The sequence below is a fragment of the Marinobacter sp. CHS3-4 genome (assembly GCF_030053415.1).
Taxonomy (GTDB): Bacteria; Pseudomonadota; Gammaproteobacteria; order Pseudomonadales; family Oleiphilaceae; genus Marinobacter.
This window is the reverse complement of the sequence record NZ_JASGBJ010000002.1, coordinates 904,479-925,182: the sequence shown is the minus strand read 5'-3', so window position 1 is coordinate 925,182 and position 20,704 is coordinate 904,479. Positions and strand designations below refer to the sequence as shown.

Sequence of the window (20,704 nt, the reverse complement as noted above, 5' to 3'; positions counted from 1 at the left end):
CCGGCCAAGGTTCTATGACTGACCCTGCTCAGGAGATTACAAACATCACGGTTCTGCTTGTTGATGACAACCCTCAGAACCTGAAAGTGCTCTACGAAACCCTGAAAGACAAGGGTTATCGCCTCTTGATCGCCAATGACGGTGAGAAGGCACTGGACCTTGCTCATCGTCATACACCCGAAGTGATTCTGCTGGATATCATGATGCCGGAGCTGGACGGCTATCAGGTGTGCGAACGCCTGAAAGCCGACCCGGTGACCGCAGACTGCGCCGTGGTCTTCCTGTCTGCCCTGGACGATGTAGGCGCCAAAGTGCGCGGCTTCTCCCTGGGCGGTGCTGACTATATCTCCAAGCCGTTTCAGGCCCAGGAAGTCATTGCCCGGGTGAAAACACACGCCCAGGTGACACGGCTGGAACGTGAGCTTCAGGCCCGTAACCGGCAGCTTGAAAGCGATCAGGCCCGCATCCTGAATTCCATCAGCGAAGGCATCTACGGCCTGAACAAAGAAGGCCGCATTATCTTTGCCAACCCGGCAGCGGCCACGATCGTCAGAAGCTCTGCTGACGAGCTGATCGGCAAGAACTTCTTCGAGCTGCATTTCGGTCGCCCGGAGCAGAAACTGGACGACTTGCCGGCCCACGCGACCTGTTGTCAGGGCCTGGCCGAGAAACAGCGTGGTGTGGAAATGCTGCGCGCTGATGGCACCCGGTTCCCCGCCGAGTATTGTTCAACCCCCAAACGGGAAGGCGATGAGCTGTACGGCGCTGTTGTGGTGTTCAGCGATATCACCGCCGAGCTTGAAAACGAAAAGGCCCTGGACGATGCCCGCACGATGGTTCAGGAGCAACGGGACCAGCTGGCCCATGTCTCCCGCCTGACCACCATGGGGGAAATGGCCGCCGGGGTCGCCCACGAAGTAAACCAGCCGCTGACGGCTATCACCAATTACGCCCGCGTCGCCAAGCGGATGATCTCCAAAGACGAACCGGATTTGCCGTTGCTGGCGGAAACTCTGGAAAAGATCGAAGCCCAGTCTCATCGGGCCAGTGAAGTGATTCGCCGTATCCGCGGATTCATGAAAAAACCGGCCGCCGGCAAAGAAGTGTTGTCGCTGACCAGCTTGCTGGAAGATACCCGTCAGTTTGCGGAAGTGGACATTCGTAATAACGAGGGTGGCGTTGAGGTCACGGTGGCCGACAATGTTCAGGAAGTCTACGCAGACCCGGTTCAGGTGCAGCAAGTTGCCCTGAACCTGATTCGCAATGCCCTGGAGGCCACCCGCAGTGCCCAATCGTCCGAGCCGGTCAGGGTCAATGTGACCATGCCAGACAGCAAGTTCGTGCGGGTAGAGGTGACGGATTCCGGCACCGGCCTGGCCGACGAAGACGAAGCCAAACTGTTCCTGCCGTTTTTCACCACCAAGGCAGACGGCATGGGCATCGGGTTGCCGATGTGTCGCTCGCTGATTCAGGCGCAAGGTGGCGAGATTGGCTATCAGCGGCCAGAAACACCAGGCGCCTGCTTCTTCTTCACCTTGCCCGCCGCCAAGACGGAAGCGGTCGAGGTCTGATTCCGGCGTTTAATCCAGCCATTCCACGTGGCCGCTCAGATGCGGCGCCGTGCCTTTGCCGTTCAGCAACTGGTAGTTCAGGCCCTTCTTGGCCGACTCCCAGTTCAACACAGCCTGGCCCGGCAGAAACAGCGGCTTTTTGAAGTCGCAATGCATCGCAAAGGCACCGCTTTTCCATGCCTGCTGCTGTTCCAGATGCGCCAGAACCCGCGCTTTGCTCCACATGCCATGGGCAATGGCCCGCGGAAACCCGAACAGCTTGGCGGTCAGCGGATACAGGTGAATCGGGTTGCGGTCTCCGGAAACACCGGCGTACTGACGCCCGGTGGATTCCGGCACATCGATGTCGACGCTGTTGGCGTACTTTGCCAGTTCCGGCGGCTGCTTGCGGGAGCTGCCGTTGTCCCGCTCCGGCTGGCGGAACAGCGTCGTGCTGTTTTCCTCCCACACCAGGCGCCCGGCTGATCGAGCCTCGGTAATCAGATCAAACTCCAGCCCCTTCGACGTTCTGACCGCCTCGCCAAGACGGACATCCAGATCCAGCATTTCGCCCTCGCCAATGGGACGGTGCTGCACAATGCGGTTGCGCAGGTGCACCAGGCCCAGCAAAGGGAAGGGAATGCTCGGGTCGGTCAACACCTTCAGGTGAAGCGGAAACGCCAGGATGTGTGGCCAGGTGGCAGGCACGGCGCGCGTGGGGGCAAAGCCGCATACCTTACGGTATTGCTTCAGATCGCCGCCGCCGGTTGTGACACCGATCAGCTGGGCTGAAACGTCTGGCAGCTTGGTGATTTCAGACTGTTCCCGCTTGGGCAGCAGCGCCTTGCCGTACATCGAAAGCAGCCCCGGTGGTTGATTATGGTATTTTGCGTTCTGAGTCATTTTGTTACAGCTCCTTGTACACCTGTGCGACAGTGGCCTGATATGCTCTAATTACGGGTAACTTGAGAACAAGGTCTCATAGTCTGGCAAACCCGGCCAGCATGAGCATTGACCTGGCTTGCAGTGCAGCATGTTGCGCCGGCCAAGCCGATTCATTAACAACTATAAAGCGGGATGCTATGCAGGAACTTCGCGATGCCGGCGTAATGCTGCGCCTGATTTATCGAGCCATGAAGAAAAAAGGTATCGATACCGACGCCATCTTTGCCCGGCTTGGAGTAGACGAAGATTACGTATACACCGAGCAACTGCGAACGCCCCACAGTGCGCAACTGTATTTCTGGCAAGTGGTTGAAGATGTCTCTGGCGACCCCGATGTTGGCCTGCATCTTGGCCAGCTGCTCCCGGCCTATAATGGTCAGGTTCTTGAGTATCTGTTTCTAAGCAGCCCCACCTTCGGTGAGGGCCTGCGCCGTGCTCAGAACTATCAGCGTCTCCTCAGCGACGCCGCCAAGACCGACTTCTTCATCGAAGGCGAAGAGGCCTGCATGGTCCTGGATACCGCGTCGGATGAAGTCAGCCGTCTTCAGCACTTCAATGAATGCTTTGTTCAGGGCCTGATCACGTTTTTCAAATCCATCACCGAAGACCGCTTCTACCCGTCACGGATTGAATTCGAGCACGACCGGCAGCGGGGCAAGGATCACGTTCAGGACATTCTGGGTTGTGACGTGGTGTTTGGGGCCAAAGAGAACCGCCTGTACTTCCCGGCCAATTTCCTGGCACACCCATCGCCTCACGCCGAGCCAGAACTGCTGGACCTGCACGAGCGCTTTGCCAGCGAGCAGGTGGCCCGGCTGGAGAAAAAAGACATTGTGGGGCAGGTGGAGCGCATTGTGGCCGAGCTGCTGGACAGCGGCGAAGTCACCCTGGATTCGGTGGCCGAGCGCCTGGGTATCAAATCCAGAACCCTGCGTACTCGTCTGACAGAAGCAGAGACCAGTTTTAACCAGGTACTGGCGGATTTTCGTTACCGGCTGGCTCGTCAGCTGCTGGCGACAACCGACGAATCCATTGATGAGATTGTCTATCTCACGGGGTTCTCGGAACCCAGTACTTTTTATCGTGCCTTCAAACGCTGGTCGGGGATGACGCCCATCGAATACCGCAAAACCGCGCAGGGCAAGGACGCGATGGTTGATGCCATGTGAACAGGCGGACATCGCCGAAGTTTTTTCAGAAAAATCGTTGACATGGCAGGCCGCCTCTTTATAATGCGCCCTCGTTGTCACAGAGCATTCACACCCCTGAATGCGTTGACGTGACGGCCCACGCGGAGCGGTAGTTCAGCTGGTTAGAATACCGGCCTGTCACGCCGGGGGTCGCGGGTTCGAGTCCCGTCCGCTCCGCCATTTTTATCTCTTCGATTATTCCCGGGTGGTTAGCTCAGCTGGGAGAGCATCGCCCTTACAAGGCGAGGGTCACTGGTTCGATCCCAGTACCACCCACCATTTTTTTCCCGTACCTGATGTCTGTGGTTTCCTGCGCTTGTTCAGCAGGTTATCTGGCATGCGCCAACGTTTTGCAACGCCAGCGCACGCCCAGCCCCCAATGCTTACTTACCAATCAGCGACTGGCCACACACGCGAACCACGTTGCCGTTCACGCCGTTTGAGGCAGGGTGGCAATACCAGGCAATGGTCTCGGCCACGTCTACCGGCAAACCACCTTGCGACAGGCTGTTCATCCGGCGCCCGGCTTCGCGAATGGTGATCGGCATAGCCGCCGTCATCTGGGTTTCGATAAAGCCCGGTGCCACCGCGTTAATCGTGACGCCGTTCTTCACCTGCTTGGCCATGGCTTCCACATACCCAATCACGCCGCTCTTGGCGGTGGAGTAGTTGGTCTGGCCAAAGTTACCGGCGATGCCACTGATGGAGGAAATGCACACGATGCGGCCGTTTTCCTTCAGCAGCTCGCGCTTCATCAACTCCTCGTCAATGTGTTCTTCCGCCGTCAGGTTCACGGCAATGGTCATGTCCCAGAAATGCTCGGGCATGTTGCCCAGGGTTTTATCGCGGGTGATACCTGCGTTGTGAATCACCAGGTCCACACCATCGAAATGCTTCTGGATGAAGTCAGCAATCTCGGCAGGTGCCGTGTCGCTGGTGATATCGCAGCTCAGGGCTTTGCCGCCGATTGCGTCGGTGACTTTTTGCAGTTCGTCCATGGCTGGTGGAATATCCAGGCCAATCACGGTGGCGCCGTCCCGAGCCAGCGTTTCCGCAATGGACGCGCCGATCCCGCGTGAGGCGCCGGTGACCAGGGCCACTTTGCCGGTCAGCGGGGCGGCCGGGCTGGTAGCCGGTGCGTCAGCGGTCTTACCGATTCTGGCCACCTGGCCAGAGACGTAGGCCGAACGGGATGACAGGAAGAAGCGAACACTGGAGTCCAATGCCTTTTCAGCGCTCGGGGCCAGCCACAAGAGGTTGGCGGTGGCGCCTTTCTTGCCGATTTCCTTGGCAACGCTACGAACAAAGCCTTCCAGCGCCTGATGCGCCGCTGCTTTGGCCGGTGAGCGGCAGCTGGACGGCTCCTGGCCAATCACCAGGACACGGCCCTGAGCAGCCAGTTTACGAATGGTGGGGTGGAAGAAGTCGTAAACGGCGCGAAGGTCTGTGGTGTCTTTCATACCGGTGGCGTCGAACACCAGGGCAGAAAAGCGCTCTTCGATCTCGCCGCCCAAAGACAGTGGCTTGGCCTTGTTGCCTGCCTTGGCGGAATCCGTCAGAGTGGCAATATCACTGGCATGGAACAGCTTCGCAGGGCTTGCGCTGAGTGTTTGGCCCAGGTTGGCGATGGCCTTGGCGCCGTCAGCAGCGCCAACCAGCACGTTACCCTCAACAAATGGCTGGTCGCTGCGCTTCCAGCGTTTCAGCGGCACCGGCGCTGGCAGACCCAGCGACTGAGCGGCGGTTTTGCCAACCGGTGTATTGACGAATCTGAGATAAAGATCAGACATAGCGTTTTCCTTCTGCGACAAGAATAAGGGCTATAGAGTAAAGAATTGATCCGGCTTTGAATTGACTCAACGCCACAGGGCAGATGTCAACAATGCCAATGAGCCAGACCGGGTTAGCGCTAGACTGCACACCAACGTAATCATTCGACAGGTAGGACGACATCATGGCACAGGCTCCGAAAACCACTCAAAAGAAAACCACAGCGGCAAAGAAGACCACCAAGTCTAGCAGCACCGCGAAAAAGACGTCGGCTGGCAGCCAGGGCGTTCGCCGTGTGGCCATCCTTGGTGGCAACCGGGTGCCGTTTGCCCGCTCCAACACCGCCTACAGCAAGGTAAGCAACCAGGAGCTGCTGACCACCAGCCTGCGTGGCCTGGTGGATCGTTTTGGCCTGCAGGGCCAGCGCCTGGGCGAAGTCGTGGCCGGCGCGGTGATCAAGCACTCGCGGGATTTCAACCTGACCCGCGAATCGGTTCTCAGCAGCGGCCTGGCACCCGAAACCCCGGCCTATGACATTCAGCAAGCCTGTGGCACCGGTCTGGAAGCCGCCATTCTGGTGGCGAACAAAATCGCGCTTGGGCAGATTGATGTGGGTATCGCTGGCGGCACCGACACCACCTCCGATGCGCCGATTGGCGTTAGCGAAGGCCTGCGGGAAATCCTGCTGGACCTGAACCGTGCGAAGACTGCGGGCGAGAGACTGAAAGCCATCTCTCGCTTCCGCCCCAAGCATCTGGCCCCGTCCATTCCAGAAAACGGCGAGCCCAGAACCGGCTTGTCCATGGGTGGACACTGCCAGATCACGGCCAAAGACTGGAGCATACCGCGGGATGAGCAAGACCAGCTCGCCTATGAAAGCCATCAGAAACTGGCGGCCGCCTACGACGAAGGCTTCTTTGACGACCTGATGACCCCACTGGCGGGACTGACCAAAGACAACATCCTGCGCCCGGACACCACGCTGGAAAAACTCGCCACGCTCAAGCCGGTCTTCGACCGCGAAAACGGCACCATGACCGCCGCCAACAGCACCGCGCTGACCGACGGTGCCTCCTGCGTACTGCTGGCCAGCGAAGAGTGGGCCAAAGCCAACAACATGGAAGTGAAGGCCTACCTGACCTTCAGCGAAGTAGCCGCTGTAGACTTTGTCGACAAAAAAGAAGGCCTGCTGATGGCCCCGGCCTACGCCGTGCCCCGGATGCTGGAAAAGGCTGGCCTGACCCTGCAGGATTTCGATTTCTACGAAATCCACGAGGCTTTTGCCGCACAGGTTCTGTCTACCCTCAAAGCCTGGGAAGATCCGGCGTTCTGTAAAGACAAGCTCGGCCTGGACAAACCACTGGGCAGCATCGACCGCAGCAAAATGAACATCAAAGGCAGCAGCCTGGCCACCGGCCACCCGTTTGCGGCCACCGGCGGACGCATTCTGGCCACGATCGCAAAAATCCTGGAACAAAATGGCAGTGGTCGCGGTCTAATTTCCATCTGCGCCGCCGGAGGGCAGGGTGTGACCGCCATCGTTGAACGATAGCGGAACGGTAAGTTTCAGAAAAATCGGAAATTTTCCGAAAAGGTCTTTGACACAGCCCACCCCGATCCTTACCATGCGTGGCACGTTGATCGGGGCAACCCGGCAACAACCAGTTTGATGCGGGGTAGAGCAGTCTGGTAGCTCGTCGGGCTCATAACCCGGAGGTCGTTGGTTCGAATCCAGCCCCCGCTACCAATTAGAAAAGGCAGATCAGTTAAAAACTGGTCTGCCTTTTTTGTTGCGATATTGGAAATATCCAAAACTGCGCCGTTCTAGGGTATGGTTCGGGATTGAGTTTTCGAAGCCATCGATTGATCACTAAAAAAAACACAAATGGAGCCTCCGATGAGTTCAATGAAGCGCCTGCTTGCCGCGTTTGCATCCCTTGCCGTTATGTCCAGTGCCGCCGTTGAGGCCCGTGATTTTCGCCTCGGCCTGATCACGCCACCGCCCCACATCTGGACCAAGGCAGCCAACGAGTTTGGAGAAGAGCTTAATGAGAAGTCCGGCGGAGAGCACTCGGTCACCGTTTTCCCGGCCAGGCAGCTGGGTAACGAGGCCCAGATGGTTCAGCAGCTTCAGACCGGCGCGCTGGATATGGCGTTTCTGACCATTGCGGAAGTGTCCAACCGGGTGCCCGATTTCGGCGCCCTATACGCGCCTTATCTGGTCGACAACATTGACCAGGCCGCGGAATTGTTGCGCTCTGATGAGGCGAACAAGCTCCTGGACAAACTGCCGGCCAACGTTGGCCTGGTGGGTGTGGGCTATGCCATGGCCGGAATGCGCCAGGTGCTGAGCCGCGATGAAGTTTCCGGCCCTGCCGATCTGGAAGGTAAGAAGCTGCGCATTACCCCGTTCGAGCCCATCCGGGATTTCTACAACGCCATTGGCGCCGCACCGACACCGCTGCCACTGCCTGCGGTGTATGACGCACTGGCGAACGGCCAGGTCGACGCCATCGACATGGATTTCGACTCCATCCTGGTGCTCAAGTTTTACGAGCGTGCCGACCACCTGCTGATCTCCAACCACATGATGTTCCCCATGGTGGGCGTGGTGTCTGGCAAGGTCTGGCGTGACCTGAGCGACGAGGACAGACAGCTCATCCAGGAAACCATGAAAGCCCACCTGAATGCCGTCATGGACAAGTTCGTTGCCCAGGAGAAAGACCAGGAGCAACAGCTCAGAGAGCTGGATATCACCGTTAAGAAAGCAAACCGCAGTGAATTTGCCGACGCCATTTCCGCTTGGGAAGACATCTGGGCTGAGAAAGCCCCGTCGCTTGGTGTTCTGCGCAACGTCGCCGAGGACATCAAAGCCCAATAATCCGGGCGACGCACCATGCTGAAAGCTGTATCGGATTTTGTCGCACGCATTGAAGCTGTCATCGCCGCATCGCTTGCCGGTGCGGTGACCCTGCTGATCCTGCTCAACATCGTCACCCGGTCTGCCGGTTACGCCATCTACTGGGTGGATGAACTGGCGATCTACTGCATGATCTGGATGACCTTCTTCGCGACATCCGTGTTGCTCAAGCGGCGGGAAAGCGTTGCCGTCAATCTGCTGACCGAGTATGTGAAAGGGGGAACCCGAACCGTACTGGCGAAAATCAGCGACCTGATGGTGCTGCTGTTTGGCGGCATTCTGGCCTGGTTAAGCTGGCGCTGGTACGACCCGGTCACGCTGTATCAGGTGGGGTTCGACCTGCAAAGCTTCCAGGCGGAAACCTTCAACTTCATGTACGCGGAAAACACCAGCACCCTGGGTATCAAGAAGTTCTGGGTGTGGATGGTGCTGCCCATTCTGTCGATCACGTTGACCATTCACGGCTTGGCCAACCTTCTTAATTCCGAGACCGCCCCGGAACAGAGTGAGGGTATGACATGACTGCGGTTGTCTTCGCCGTTCTGTTGTTTCTGGCGGTGCCGATCTCACTGGTACTGGCGTTGACGGCGCTCTGGTATATCTACGATTCGGGTAATACCGTGCTGCTGGATTCCTACCTGCAGCAACTATTCGGCGCCATCCAGAGCTATGGGCTGCTGGCGATACCCCTGTTCATGCTGGCCGGGGAATTGATGAATGAAGGTGGCCTTACCAGCCGGCTGGTGAACCTGGCGCGCATCCTGGTAGGCGGGTTTCGCGGCGGCATGGCGTACATCAACCTGGTGGCCAACATGATGATGGCGGCCATTATGGGCTCTGCGGCGTCACAGATCGCCATGATGTCCCGCGCCATGGTGCCTGCCATGGAGAAGGACGGTTACGAAAAGCCCTACGCCGCCGCCATAACGGCCGCCGGCGGATTACTCTCGCCCATTATCCCGCCGTCCATGCTGTTCGTGCTGTTTGGCGTTCTGGCCCAGGTGCCGATTGCGGACATGTTCATCGCTGGCATCATTCCTGGGCTGGTCATGTCCTTCCTGTTTTTTATCGCCATCAGCCTGCTCGGCCTCAGATACCAGTATCCGAAGGGCAAATGGCCAACGCGCCAACAGGCCAAGCAGTATTTCCTAATGGGCATTCCGGCAGCGCTTATCCCGCTGATCATCATCGGCGGTATCCTTACCGGATTGGCCACGCCCACCGAATCCGCTGCGTTGGCCTCACTGGGTGCGCTGGTGATTGGCAAATACGTTTATAAAGACCTCAAATACAAAAACCTGTTCGGTGTTCTGAAACGGACCGCCTTCAATTCCGGCATGGTCATCATGCTGATCGCCGCCGCCGGCGTATTCGGCTGGGTGATCATCTTCGAAAAAATTCCCCAAAGCGCGGCCTCCTGGATCGCCGCACAAACCACAGATCCTTTCATGTTTCTGATGCTGGTGGTCGGCATCCTGCTGCTGGTGGGCATGGTGATCGATGGTATTGCCGCATTGATACTGGTGGTGCCAATCCTTATGCCCATCGCGGAAGCCCAGTTCGGCATCAGTGCTTATCAGTTCGGCGTGGTGGTGTGCCTGACCCTGGTACTTGGCCTGCTTACGCCACCGGTTGGCGCGGGCCTGTATATTTCTTCCGCCATGACGGGCGCATCGCCGATGGCTATTTTCCGGGCTTTGCTGCCGTTTCTTCTGGCCACCATTCTCACGTTGGTGTTGATCAGTTGGGAAGAGGGGCTGGTGTTGGCGTTGTTGTAATAACTTTCCGAACCTTAGCGTGCTCAGGATTAATTCTTTGCCTACCTCTTCCTGACCTCGTCCCTGGAAGTCAATGAACAACTTCGGCCGGCTACCCTCATTAGGAGCACCGGGCTTTGGCAGATTGCCGAGCTGAGATTTTGCGAAGAGGAATGGATGGGACTGATCAGCTGCCGGGCCTGTGCCGATATGTTGCGGAAAGCAGGAAGGCCAACGAAACCCTAGCGCACAGTGACAGAGACCGCCTAGAAGACATGAAACGTATCCTGTTCCATGCGGCCAGAAGCTATTCGATTTAGTTCGTTAGATAACATCCTGTAGGGCTCAAATTTATAGCCCTTTCCATATCTCTGTTGCTTTTTCTGCAAGATAGTTTCCCCGCCTTTCAATAGCATCTTCGTCCCAATTTTCATGATCCGAGAAATAACGGTTTAGAAAAAGAGTTGTATGCTGACCATACTTGGCTTTCTTCTCACCAAAGTTGCAGTTGCTAGAGGAGCTATTTAGTCCGCCGGTAAGAAGCGTCAGATTGCCTAGACTGTGGATAATGCGATTCCGTGATGTAGCTCTGGGGTCATCCGAATATGTGCTTAAGAATTCTCCCTCCGCGAAAGGCCATTGTTGCCCCCATTGAACGGGCATGACGTGCTCCACCTGAAGGCCGGACGGCATTTCGATCTGCTCAGCGAAGTTTGTCCTCGATGACATTTCGAGCTCCCATAGAACATCTTTAATTCGCGAGCCGGGAGCAATCTGATAAGCAGGCTGTGTGAGGATTCCTTTCTTAAATTCTCTGTCGCTTGGGAAACGGGTGCTATCCCCTGTTTTATCGCCAAAAAAACCTTTGAACATTTCCAGTGAGGTTCCGTTTCTCACTAAGTGCGCGGCAATGGACTGGAAGACCCTGTTCAGGTTTTTTGCAGTGAGCCCTGATAGGGCCCGTCTAACAATGTATGAATAGATCAGTTCAAAGATTTTCTTTCGCTCCTCCCCTGGTAGCCCTGAAGCTGCAACTTGCATTGCTATGGGGTAAGCGGTAGTGACCTGCCAAGTTGCAAGTTTTCTTCCCAACCAGTGTAAATCGTGATCCAACTTTTTACGCCCCTCCAAAGTCTCATAGACTGGTGAATACCGTTCAAGCAGTCTGAGCTCCTGTTCAACCACATCAAAGCGGGGTTTTCCTTTTGGCACCGCGAAGGCGCGATACTCTGCGTAAAGTTCGCGCAATGATATATTTTCTCCGGTTTCGGCAGCTAGCACGTGAGCCAGGAAATGATCGATACGCGGCCTTTTAGGACGAGCGTTAGGAGCTGGCTCTCTCCACCAGTCGTTGTCGAACGGATCCCACAACTCGTGATAGAGGTTATCTGCAGATGCCCCCTCCCGTTCGGCTCGATGAAAAATATTATTTCGGACTAAATCCATTGCTAGCAATGGTTCGCCCTTAGAGTTGAGAGTTTCAAAAATAACTTGTGCATCGTCGTCCTCACCGAGGGTGATGACTACAAGTTTCATTCGGTTAAGAACAGCTTTCAGAAGTGCTTCTAGACGTTCTTCTACATCGGTTGAGGGGATGTTTCCAGACTCAAGCATTGAGCCGGTGACATCATCACTGTCAGTCGTCCCGAACTCAGCAAAAGTGCTCACCTTTTCATAAAAAATGTGGAAGGCCCGTAGAGCCCTTGCGTCTGTGTTTTTGGGGACTTTCGAACCCCAATAGAAGTGCTGGTATTTTGCTCTGACGTCGCTGTAATTGTTATCGAGTATGTCGTGAAATATTTGTCTGTCGGAAGGGGTGGGGGTTAGCTTGAATCTTGTAAGCGGATCTTTGTCTTTGCTCTTGAGTTGGTTGAATAAGTAGTCTTCAGTATGTTTAACGATGTCATCACATTGAAACTTTCTGGCTACTTCCCGAACTGCAGCAAGGAAAAGCTGAAATGTTGTCAGCCGCTGTTGTCCATCCACCACTTGGACTTTTGGCGTGACACCGATTTGGGCCCCTTCGCCAACTGGCGCCAATATGAGAGCTCCCATGTAATGCTGGAATCTGCTTTCGCCTTCAAGGACCTCGGTTGCCTTAGCCTCGATGTCCTCCCAAAAAGGGCCCAGTCTTTTGTCCCCCCACTGGTACTTTCGCTGGTATAGAGGGATCATGAACCGGCGGGTGTCGGCAAAGATGGTCTCTATCGGGTGATCATCTGCGTCCATAAGGCACTCCTTATACGACTAAGATTTCTCATTACTGTTCCCTTATCCAGTCGAACAGCTCTCGAATACTATGGTGATCTGCACACACTGCTTCGAAACCATCTCTGGAAAGTCTGCCACTGAAGCTGGCCCAGTGAGCGGGACCTTTTCCCTCCAACCCAAGGTGAGGTTCGATAGCTCCTTTTCGCCATAGCCAAACTTTGTTGTTTTTAAGCTGTTGGTGAAGTGACTCAATGGGCGGTCGTGCCTCTTCATGTTCAGCAAGCATTTCGAAGGCCTTAGATGGCGATACAGGGCTATTGCGTTTGGATGGCAGGCCATTTTGATCTAATGCCATCTGATTTTGGTTCGCGAGGTTTTGGAGAAGCGTGCGGAGATTGACCAGGGCCGGGTTCTCATTGCCCACCATGCCGGAATCGATTGCACCCCTGAAACCATAATCGAGGTCCGCAATAGCTATGGTGGGAATGTCCATGTGGTCAAGAATGCGGATGCACTTGGCGAGACTATCGACTCCGCCCACCGGGATTAGAGCTATTTGGTCCTGAGCAAGAGTCCTACCGGTCATGGACTGATACAGGGCCGGCAACAAAAGCTTTTCTGTCTTTCCCTCTGTCAAGACCACCTTGTCAGCGAAAAGAAAAGCGTGAGACTGGGTTAGAGAGAATAAGTGAGTTATTTGATGATCTGCTCGTGGTTCAATATCCTGAATTGCTTCTTCCAAGCGCTTCCGAATTTGTGTTTGACGCTCCTCTTTCCTGACCAGCAGAGTATGGTGAGCGTGCTGTGCCGTAACCATCTGAGGAGAGTGCGTCGAGAAGACTACTTGATACCCATGCTTAGAAAGGGTCAGCAGTGCTGTTCGGATCTGTTCAATCGCAAAGGGGTGAAGATACAGTTCGGGCTCATCAATCAGCAGAAGCGTCGTCGTCGGCACGTTCGCAGTTTGCTTTACTTCTGCGAGGTACTGGATGAGTGCCATCTGGATCGATCTTTGGGCACCGTGTCCAAAATTTTCGAAATCTCGGGGCGTGTGCCCATCCTCGAAAACCTTTACTGTGCCCTTTGAAAATAGCTCCGTGAAGTCCGGTACCGGGAAGTGGAGTTTGATTTCCACACCCGGAAAGAAGTTGCTAATTTTCTCGTTTATTGCTCCGTCGATTTCCGACAGTGCGCCAAAGCGGTTTGCGCCAGAGGAATCGACAAACCCCCGCACGGCCTCCAAGTGTTCCCCAATTTCAAGTTGGTGCGCTGCCTGGACTCCTTGGCTCAACTCGTTTAGCAGTTTTCCAATGGTGCTTGATGTCTTGGCTTTGGTCGCATCTTCTGCAGCATTTTCCATTGCCCCAATCCTGATCGGTTCAGGAAACAGCCTACTGATACCTGCCTCAAGACCATTCGGTGGCGGCCCAAAATTATCAGTTTGAGGATTATAAACCTCAAATCTCACATCGGATTTTTTCTCGGCATCTGCTGGCTGACGTCGACGAATCCTTAGGGTTTCGCCAATGAGGCGCTCTTGAATACGCAGGCGGTGGTTGTCGTGGAGTCGGAGTAAGGTCTCCTCTGTAATGCCCTCAATCATTCCCTCGACAGAGATCTCCTCTTCCGAGTCGAAAAAGTCAGGCTCGCTGAGGAGTTTGCCTCGCAAAAGCCATGAGAGTGACGTCAGAATATTGGATTTCCCAGCATTGTTGTAACCCACCAACGGAGTGAATCGCGAGAGAAGGGCTTCGACATTCGAGCACGATCTGAAGTTTTTTATTCTGAGACTGGATACGTAGGGGGTCGGCATCAGTGAACTTTTCCTCTCTTCCATGTGGGTCGCCTACATGACACGAGCATATACCAAGTTCTGCCACTTTAAAATTTTCGCTGCAGTTTTAATGAGTTATCCAGCTAGTTTAGTTGGTGCATGGAGAAGGGAGGTTAGATGCCATTGTATTTATCAAAGTGGCCAGCGAGCTTTGGGAAAAGGTCCTTTTGCCTCTTAAAAGCGTTCATCCACAAAGCCTGCCAGGTCATGCATTTTGAGGAAATGGAACGTTAAGCCAAGAAGAGTTGGGGCCGCCAGATGCCTACGTGCCGGCCGCACAGACACCGTTTTTGCCTTAACCTCGCTGGCTTGCTTACGGTTCTACCCCTTGTCCATGTTCTTTTGGCTGATACCAGAATCAAACAGCTGGTTAGTGGCAAGGAAACCCGCCCATACGCCCATTAGGAGAATTTATTCAAAACATTCTGCTCTCAATGTGGCCTGAATGCGTAGATCGGATGTAATCGTTCCAGAGTTATCGCCATAGGTGAAGATAAAGCCCATGAAGCTGTCGGGAGTGATCTGTGAGGAAATCAGATTGACGGCCTTTTGCGGCTCTTGGTCCTCGTTAAATAGATCGCTGATGTTTGGCTTATTTGGATAGTTAGAGGAGTCCCAGATGGTGTGTCTGAAGGTGATTTCGTGTTTATGGCAGAACTCGTAGTTCGATAGATGACCTTTATCGAGCCCGTAGCATTGAGCATTTGTGTCTCTTTGGTACTTTAAGTTGCTTTTGACAAAATCGAAGAGCTTATCTCCATAGGGCAGTCCCGCAGCATTGCATCTGTCGAGTATGTTCTTGAGCATTCGCCTAGTGATTTTTATGTCGCCAACAATAAAACAGCCATCGGCGCATTTCGTTTTCCGCTTAAACTCATGGAAGACCAATTGGCCGTCGTTGATCTCTATAGCGTCAACATCAAGAGGGAATTTCTTCTTCAGGCCAAAGTTCATTAAGAGTCGTTGTATAAGAAGGTTTGTTTTGTAGCTGGAAGGCACGTGGTTAAGCCAGATATGAGCGAACGGCAATTTATGCCTTGGTTTTTCGGAGAGCGTGGTTGCCGTTTCGTTGATCAACTGGGTATTACAGATGTTCGCAGTATCAGCTGGCCGGACCTGCCTCCATCCGTCCTGATTGTGAACGATCTCTCTCAGACGAACAGAGCCCCTGTCCTCGAAAATAGAGAAGAAACGCTGAGCGGGATCTTTTTCTTTTAAGGCTGTGATGATTAGTCGGTCTGTGTTTCGTTGAGGATCCGCTGGACCTGTGTTGTTAGTGACTTTGAACCAGTTTCTGGTGCGATTCTGACTAACGTAACACCATCCGGTTGATGTCTGGCCTTCGGTAATTTCCGGCAGAATCGAAGTCTCGAAATACCATTCAGTGACGTAAGCATCCCGACGTTTGCTGACGTTAAGCGTCTTTGGGAAGTCGACATAATCTAGCATTTTGTTTACGGTTGATGCGGATAAATCAAACATTAAAGCTTCCTTGCTAGGCCTCCGTAATATCAATCAGTTCATACGCTCGGTAAAGGCTGTAAAGCTCCTTGTGGCTTACTCGGAATTGGCTACGTTTCTTTAACTTTGGTTTTCCTGAAGATGCACCTTCGAGCTTAATGCCTGGATCGTAATAAACGTGACCTGAAGCGAACGCTGTGAGCAACATTTCGAAGTCTGTTCCGGTGCCAAGTTCAATGTTCTTGCCATAGAGGTATTCATTGCCACCACCTGTTACAGGCTGTCGCATGCTTGGAACATAAACTGCTTGGGCGTGTTTTCGCTTCCAGTGGTCCATGAGTTTCGCAAAGCTCCAGCTTGCCGTGACGACATCATTATCATCGAGCAACGCTATCCCACCTTTTGCATCTGTAATGGTGGAGTTCTCGCTATCAAATCCGGTGATCCTCATTGTAAGGCTGGTTGCACCGCAGGCCTGATTGACCAGATGCTTGCCGCCAAAGTTTAGACGATCAGACTTACCTGATTTGTCCGCGTACCCATACTTCCTCACAAACTCTTGGGCGCCTTGGTCTACATAGAAACCGCCATTAGGTTCAGGTGTGAGGAGAGTCGTAGGTTTGGTGCCCCTAGCCGGGAAGCCTGTCACACCAAACTGTTTGACTTCCCATCCAAGAAAATCAGGCTCAGCAATACCATTGGGACTTACGCCAAGCTCCGCTTCGAGTGTATAGCCGCCAGCGTTCAATGCGGTATAAGGTTCTTTTTCGCCTGCCGGGCCCAGTTTTTGTCCTGGTATCCAACCCATTTGATGGATTTCAAGTAGCTTGGCAATCAGTGCGCCCCGGGTGGATTTGACGACCTTCTTGCTGGCGTTTATCTCCCCGAATACTGTACTTGCCTCAAAGAACTGGGTTTCAGATAATTCTGTGGCAAGGGCGCAATCAGGTGTAACGAGATAAGCGTGGATTGTTTCGTCCGGGGAAACGCCGAGAATCAGCCAACGGTTTACTGCACGCCCTTCTTTTTTTGGATCCATCCACTTACTGGCTTGCACTTTGGAACCCTTCAAAAATCCAGAAAATCGAACTTCTGGATATTGAGGATAATAAATTAGCTTCGCGTTGGGAGCTGGATAGGTGCGGCCCTCAGCATCAAACCAGTTCAATTTCATCGAGGCTTGGTACTTAATCGCGCGTTTATTGTCTTGGGTTGCTTTCGATTTGTTGGATGTGGTTTCCGAAGCAACAGTTTCCCCCGTTGGAATGAAGGGAATCTCTGTTAGATGGTAAGCAAAATATGGTTGATTCTTGCTGTTGTCGTTAGGGGCGAGGTGTTTAACGTAGACTTTTTCTGCACCAAGGTCCGAGAGTATATCGAGTATTTTTTGAAGACCTGCGTGTTTGGCTGTTTCTGTATCGTAGGTCCCGATCTTTTTTGGCATCCCAAAACCCTAGAAATGAGTCGTGATTTTATAGATTGTTATTAAGCCACAAGTGCTGTTAATTCAATCTGTTGAGAACAGTGTAAGAAAGTACTCCAAGATAATAAAAATATGCAAACTATCTTCTTTGAGCGCTACTGTCTAAGGGCGTTAGAGATCGAAGGTAGGGAGTTACAGAGTCCGAAGGCAAGTGGTTACTTGGTTTTGGAGCTTTCGTTTGGCGCTGTCCCAGTAATTTCGCGAGTGGAGGATGTTGAGGTTTGGATCCATTCTGAAATAAGGTCAATAAGGCTGTCTGGATTGAGCTTGTCAGTTCCGCGAAGAGAGCATTCCCAAACCTCTAACACCCGCCAGTCTAGCTCCTTAAGAAGCCCTTTATTTCTTGAATCTCGTTCTTTCGTCGCGCTGAATTTTTTTTCCCATGTGTCACGGTTGTTCTCAGGTAGATTGGATAGACTGCATCCATGCGCGTGCCAAAAGCAGCTGTGGAAGAAAACAACTGCTTTGTATTCGTCAAGCACGATATCCGGGGATCCGGGAAGGTCCCTTAGGTTTGTCTGGAAGTCGAATCCGCGCTCGGACAGGCGGGCTTGTAACCAGATTTCCGGTTTGGTTCCTTTTCCTTTGATAGCCGCCATGTTGCGGCTTCTGGTTTCTTTGTCGTGAACGTCTGCCATGAATTATGCTGCTTTGGATTTTCTTTGTTCATGCTTTTTGATCGCCTCGAGAATGCGGGGGCGCATCAACTTTGCGACAGCTCGGAAAACCGGAACGGCTACGGAGTTTCCGAATTGCTTGTAAGCCTGGGTGTCCGATACCGGCACTTTGAAATTTGACTCGCCCGGTTCGTCAAAGCCCATCAGTCTTGCGCACTCCTTGGGTGTCAGGCGTCGTGGCCGGTTTCCTTGATTGATCATATCCTCAAAACCGGCGTCCATATCCCACCCTCGGTCCACAAGTATTTCTGAGCCGTCTTTGTAGTAACGTGCGGATAGTGTTCGGGCCACATCATTGCGTCCAGTGAGCCCGAACCCAAACCCGTTTCCTTTAGCTTTATGTTTTGCGGCATAGTCGTACAGGTACTGCCAGAGCTTTGGAGTCAGAATATACCGGTCATCAACTTCCTCTTCCGGCTCTAGGATCTCGCCGAATGTTGTTACCTTTTCCGGAAAGTGCTTTCGTATGTCTTTTAGAGTGAATCCGTTATGTACATCAAGATCCCGACGGAAACCTACCAGCACAATTCGCTCACGGTGCTGTGGAACGAAATGTTTCGCATCGATAATTTTCGGATCCTGTGTGCCTTCATAATTAACATCTGAGACCTCATATCCAAGCTCATCCAGCGCTTCCAGGATAATCTTGAAAGTTTTACCCTTGTCGTGACTTTTCAGGTTTTTCACATTCTCTAGCAGGAAAGCTGCAGGACGTTTTGCTTGGATAATTCTGGCAACATCAAAGAAAAGGGTTCCCTGAGTATTACACTCAAATCCGTGAGCACGTCCTAACGAATTCTTCTTCGAGACACCGGCAATAGAGAAGGGCTGGCAGGGAAACCCAGCGAGTAAGACATCGTGATCTGGAATGATGCTGTCAATGTGAGCGTAGGCCTCTTCTTCAGAAACATCTTCTCTGTCTGAAAGCGTGGCCTCACGGATGTCTTTGTTGAAAATGTGTTCCGAATCGTTGTAATGATTAGCCTTATAGGTTCTTACAGCGTATTTGTTCCATTCACTGGTAAAAACGCATTTTCCACCAATCTCGTCAAACCCGCGTCGTATTCCACCAATGCCAGCGAATAGGTCTATGAACCGGAATCCATGGCCCTGCTCTTGAAAGGCTTTCGGTAATAGGGATTTGAGGTGCTCAAATTCGCCATGACTAAGTTTTCTGTCAGCTTTTCCTTTCACCCAGCGGTTGATACTCTCTCTGCACCAAGAGTCGAACCCTAGGTCATTCAGAGTTTTGGCAATGAAACCCTGATCGTAGATTTCGAGCAGTTCATTGATAAGCTTGAGGCCCTCTTCGTCTTTCACGACGCACTCCCTTTCTGGGTCAAATGTGTGACGAAAACTCACTTGTTAACTCCATTGTAGTTGCTTCCAATCCCTTGCACTAGGTTTTCAATAAAGAATACCTCAAAAAATCTGTAAATATATACAGTGGCTTGGCTTGGGGCCGGGTACAGATCGTTTTGAATTCTCGGTTAGCTCTACAGCTCACCCACACGGCGCTGAGGTAAGTCCAATCTTTTTTTGGAAGTGTCTACTGTTCGTGGGTAGCTCGGAAACTTAACGCCGCGTTCGTTGATGAATATCCTAAGGGGTGGATTCATGGCAGAGTTTCAGTGAAGTACGGTTTCGTTGATAGGATAAGCGCGAGCTCAGGGTCGTTTTGAGCTGATCCCTTTATCCCTAGGTGGAATATATATTCGTGACTGACGTCTACTGCATGAAAGCTAAAGGCTTTTATGACCAGTACCAGTCGCTTACCTGCGAACAGGTTCACCAAGACTGGCTCTCCTTACTTCGCGATAAATCAGGTCTTGCTCTGGATGTCGGCGCAGGCAGCGGTCGGGATTCAAGTGCTCTTGCAGCGCGGGGCTGGGATGTTGTCGCGGTAGAGGCCCCGCGGCTGGCTTGCGGGAGCTGGGGCAGGGCATCAGAGCATCCACTGGATAGACGACCAATTGCCCGATTTAGGTACGATCCGGAAACTGCGAGCGCTGATGTTCTGGCGCTAAAGCGTCTCCAGAGTGTGGATTAGCTCGCTACGCTCATCCTCCAGGATCAGTAGCTCGCGTCTCAGGCGGGACATTTCTTCCCGATGGTAGTTAATGTCCTCAAGCGCATCGGCGCGCTGTTTTGATGTGGTGCCATCACGGACGATGAGCGCCTCTGAATCTTCAATAAACTGCTGTTCTTCGTCGATCTTTTGCTCGGTGGCTCTTAGCTGGTCTTCAACACGGTCAATGGCTTCGACCACCTCATACCGGGCATAGCCGTCCTGGTAGCCTTCTGCAAAACGAGGGAATTCTGAGCATGCAGGGCTGAGCTTGCCGCCTGCTTCGCCGGTTCTTAGGCCGTTCTCGTAGGTGCAGAATCCCTCAATCCCCATGTCGTAGCCTTTTTTGAAATCGGGGTAGCGTGAGGCTGTGCAGTTGGCGTTATAGCTGGCGCCTTGCAGCCCCAGGTTTTTACCGCGCTCAAACACGCAGAAGTCAGACAACCCGGACTCGTGTCCTTCTTTGAACGCCTGGAAATCCGCTCGGATGTTGTGATCCGCGCAATCTGACTGGTATTCGCTAAAGCTTTGTGTGCCCTGGCCGCTTGCGCCGTGTTGATAACCGATGGCGTGCCAGTCGGCAACGCGACATTCCTGCTCGTTCATGGTTGCGCAGCCGGCTAGTATGAGAAACACAGTGGCAATCGCGAACCAGGACATTTTGCGGTTAAACATAGAGTGTCGTTTCCAGAGCTTGGATCAATTTCAGAGTGCTATAAGAGTGCAATAGTAGCACGCTGAATTGCCACGACAGCGGTGGGAGGGCAACAATACGGTACAAACGGGGAGCAGCAAAAAGGGGACAGACGTCCCCTTTGCAAGCAGGAGCCACCTCTTG

General features: G+C 53.3%; 16 protein-coding genes and 3 tRNA genes. 10 read left to right on the top strand and 9 right to left on the bottom strand.

Features of this window, described 5'->3' with window-relative positions:
• Positions 1-14: 14 nt before the first annotated feature.
• Entirely contained in the window at positions 15-1,571 is a 1,557-nt protein-coding gene (locus tag QLQ17_RS12180; protein ID WP_283209848.1) for an ATP-binding response regulator, read from the top strand.
• Positions 1,572-1,580: 9 nt separating this feature from the next.
• Here the strand turns inward: QLQ17_RS12180 and QLQ17_RS12175 are convergent, their stop codons facing one another.
• Complete coding sequence (locus QLQ17_RS12175) at positions 1,581-2,453, bottom strand: MaoC/PaaZ C-terminal domain-containing protein (RefSeq protein WP_283209847.1); 873 nt, start codon at positions 2,451-2,453, stop codon at positions 1,581-1,583.
• A 179-nt stretch (positions 2,454-2,632) separates the two neighbouring features.
• Here QLQ17_RS12175 and QLQ17_RS12170 point away from each other — a divergent pair, with 179 nt between their 5' ends.
• The 3 genes from QLQ17_RS12170 to QLQ17_RS12160 all read left to right on the top strand — a co-directional run bounded on the left by QLQ17_RS12170 (position 2,633) and on the right by QLQ17_RS12160 (position 3,964).
• Positions 2,633-3,664 (top strand): AraC family transcriptional regulator, encoded by a 1,032-nt coding sequence (locus tag QLQ17_RS12170; RefSeq protein WP_283209846.1) that lies wholly within the window; start codon positions 2,633-2,635, stop codon positions 3,662-3,664.
• Between the two features lie 124 nt (positions 3,665-3,788).
• Positions 3,789-3,865, top strand: a tRNA-Asp gene (locus QLQ17_RS12165).
• Positions 3,866-3,888: 23 nt separating this feature from the next.
• A tRNA-Val gene (locus tag QLQ17_RS12160) sits at positions 3,889-3,964 on the top strand.
• A 104-nt stretch (positions 3,965-4,068) separates the two neighbouring features.
• Here the strand turns inward: QLQ17_RS12160 and QLQ17_RS12155 are convergent.
• Positions 4,069-5,475: a 3-oxoacyl-ACP reductase gene (locus QLQ17_RS12155; protein ID WP_283209845.1), complete on the bottom strand. Its 1,407-nt coding sequence runs from the start codon at positions 5,473-5,475 to the stop codon at positions 4,069-4,071.
• A 164-nt stretch (positions 5,476-5,639) separates the two neighbouring features.
• Here QLQ17_RS12155 and QLQ17_RS12150 point away from each other — a divergent pair, with 164 nt between their 5' ends.
• The 5 genes from QLQ17_RS12150 (at position 5,640) to QLQ17_RS12130 (ending at position 10,153) form a co-directional block, all read left to right on the top strand.
• Positions 5,640-7,007 (top strand): acetyl-CoA C-acetyltransferase, encoded by a 1,368-nt coding sequence (locus tag QLQ17_RS12150; RefSeq protein ID WP_283209844.1) that lies wholly within the window; start codon positions 5,640-5,642, stop codon positions 7,005-7,007.
• A 118-nt stretch (positions 7,008-7,125) separates the two neighbouring features.
• Positions 7,126-7,202: transfer RNA gene (locus QLQ17_RS12145), tRNA-Met, on the top strand.
• Between the two features lie 150 nt (positions 7,203-7,352).
• Positions 7,353-8,336 (top strand): TRAP transporter substrate-binding protein, encoded by a 984-nt coding sequence (locus QLQ17_RS12140; RefSeq protein ID WP_283209843.1) that lies wholly within the window; start codon positions 7,353-7,355, stop codon positions 8,334-8,336.
• Between the two features lie 15 nt (positions 8,337-8,351).
• Complete coding sequence (locus QLQ17_RS12135) at positions 8,352-8,897, top strand: TRAP transporter small permease (RefSeq protein ID WP_283209842.1); 546 nt, start codon at positions 8,352-8,354, stop codon at positions 8,895-8,897.
• A complete protein-coding gene (locus tag QLQ17_RS12130; RefSeq protein WP_283209841.1) occupies positions 8,894-10,153 on the top strand; it encodes a TRAP transporter large permease in 1,260 nt (419 codons plus the stop codon). The genes QLQ17_RS12135 and QLQ17_RS12130 overlap by 4 nt, the downstream gene beginning before the upstream one ends.
• 330 nt (positions 10,154-10,483) lie before the next feature.
• On the opposite strand, the gene QLQ17_RS12125 is transcribed toward QLQ17_RS12130, so the two are convergent.
• From QLQ17_RS12125 to dcm, 6 genes are all read right to left on the bottom strand, one after another.
• Entirely contained in the window at positions 10,484-12,361 is a 1,878-nt protein-coding gene (locus tag QLQ17_RS12125) for a DUF262 domain-containing protein (protein ID WP_283209840.1), read from the bottom strand.
• A gap of 31 nt (positions 12,362-12,392) precedes the next feature.
• Entirely contained in the window at positions 12,393-14,180 is a 1,788-nt protein-coding gene (locus QLQ17_RS12120) for an ATP-dependent nuclease (protein ID WP_283209839.1), read from the bottom strand.
• Between the two features lie 408 nt (positions 14,181-14,588).
• Positions 14,589-15,659: a hypothetical protein gene (locus QLQ17_RS12115; RefSeq protein WP_283209838.1), complete on the bottom strand. Its 1,071-nt coding sequence runs from the start codon at positions 15,657-15,659 to the stop codon at positions 14,589-14,591.
• A gap of 13 nt (positions 15,660-15,672) precedes the next feature.
• Positions 15,673-17,082 (bottom strand): MvaI/BcnI family restriction endonuclease, encoded by a 1,410-nt coding sequence (locus tag QLQ17_RS12110; protein ID WP_283209837.1) that lies wholly within the window; start codon positions 17,080-17,082, stop codon positions 15,673-15,675.
• 194 nt (positions 17,083-17,276) lie between these two features.
• The gene (locus QLQ17_RS12105; RefSeq protein ID WP_283209836.1) at positions 17,277-17,759 is read right to left on the bottom strand and encodes a very short patch repair endonuclease; all 483 of its coding nucleotides are present in this window, start codon (positions 17,757-17,759) and stop codon (positions 17,277-17,279) included.
• 3 nt (positions 17,760-17,762) lie between these two features.
• Positions 17,763-19,118 carry a DNA (cytosine-5-)-methyltransferase gene (gene dcm / locus QLQ17_RS12100; RefSeq protein WP_283209835.1) on the bottom strand — a complete coding sequence of 452 codons (1,356 nt, stop codon included), beginning with the start codon at positions 19,116-19,118 and terminating at the stop codon, positions 17,763-17,765.
• A gap of 397 nt (positions 19,119-19,515) precedes the next feature.
• Between dcm and QLQ17_RS12095 the strand changes: the two genes are divergently transcribed.
• Positions 19,516-19,848, top strand: coding sequence for a class I SAM-dependent methyltransferase (locus QLQ17_RS12095; protein ID WP_283209834.1), 333 nt, complete (start codon positions 19,516-19,518; stop codon positions 19,846-19,848).
• Here the strand turns inward: QLQ17_RS12095 and QLQ17_RS12090 are convergent.
• A complete protein-coding gene (locus QLQ17_RS12090; protein WP_283209833.1) occupies positions 19,822-20,541 on the bottom strand; it encodes a DUF2799 domain-containing protein in 720 nt (239 codons plus the stop codon). The two genes, QLQ17_RS12095 and QLQ17_RS12090, sit on opposite strands and share 27 nt — an antisense overlap.
• Between the last annotated feature and the right edge of the window lie 163 nt (positions 20,542-20,704).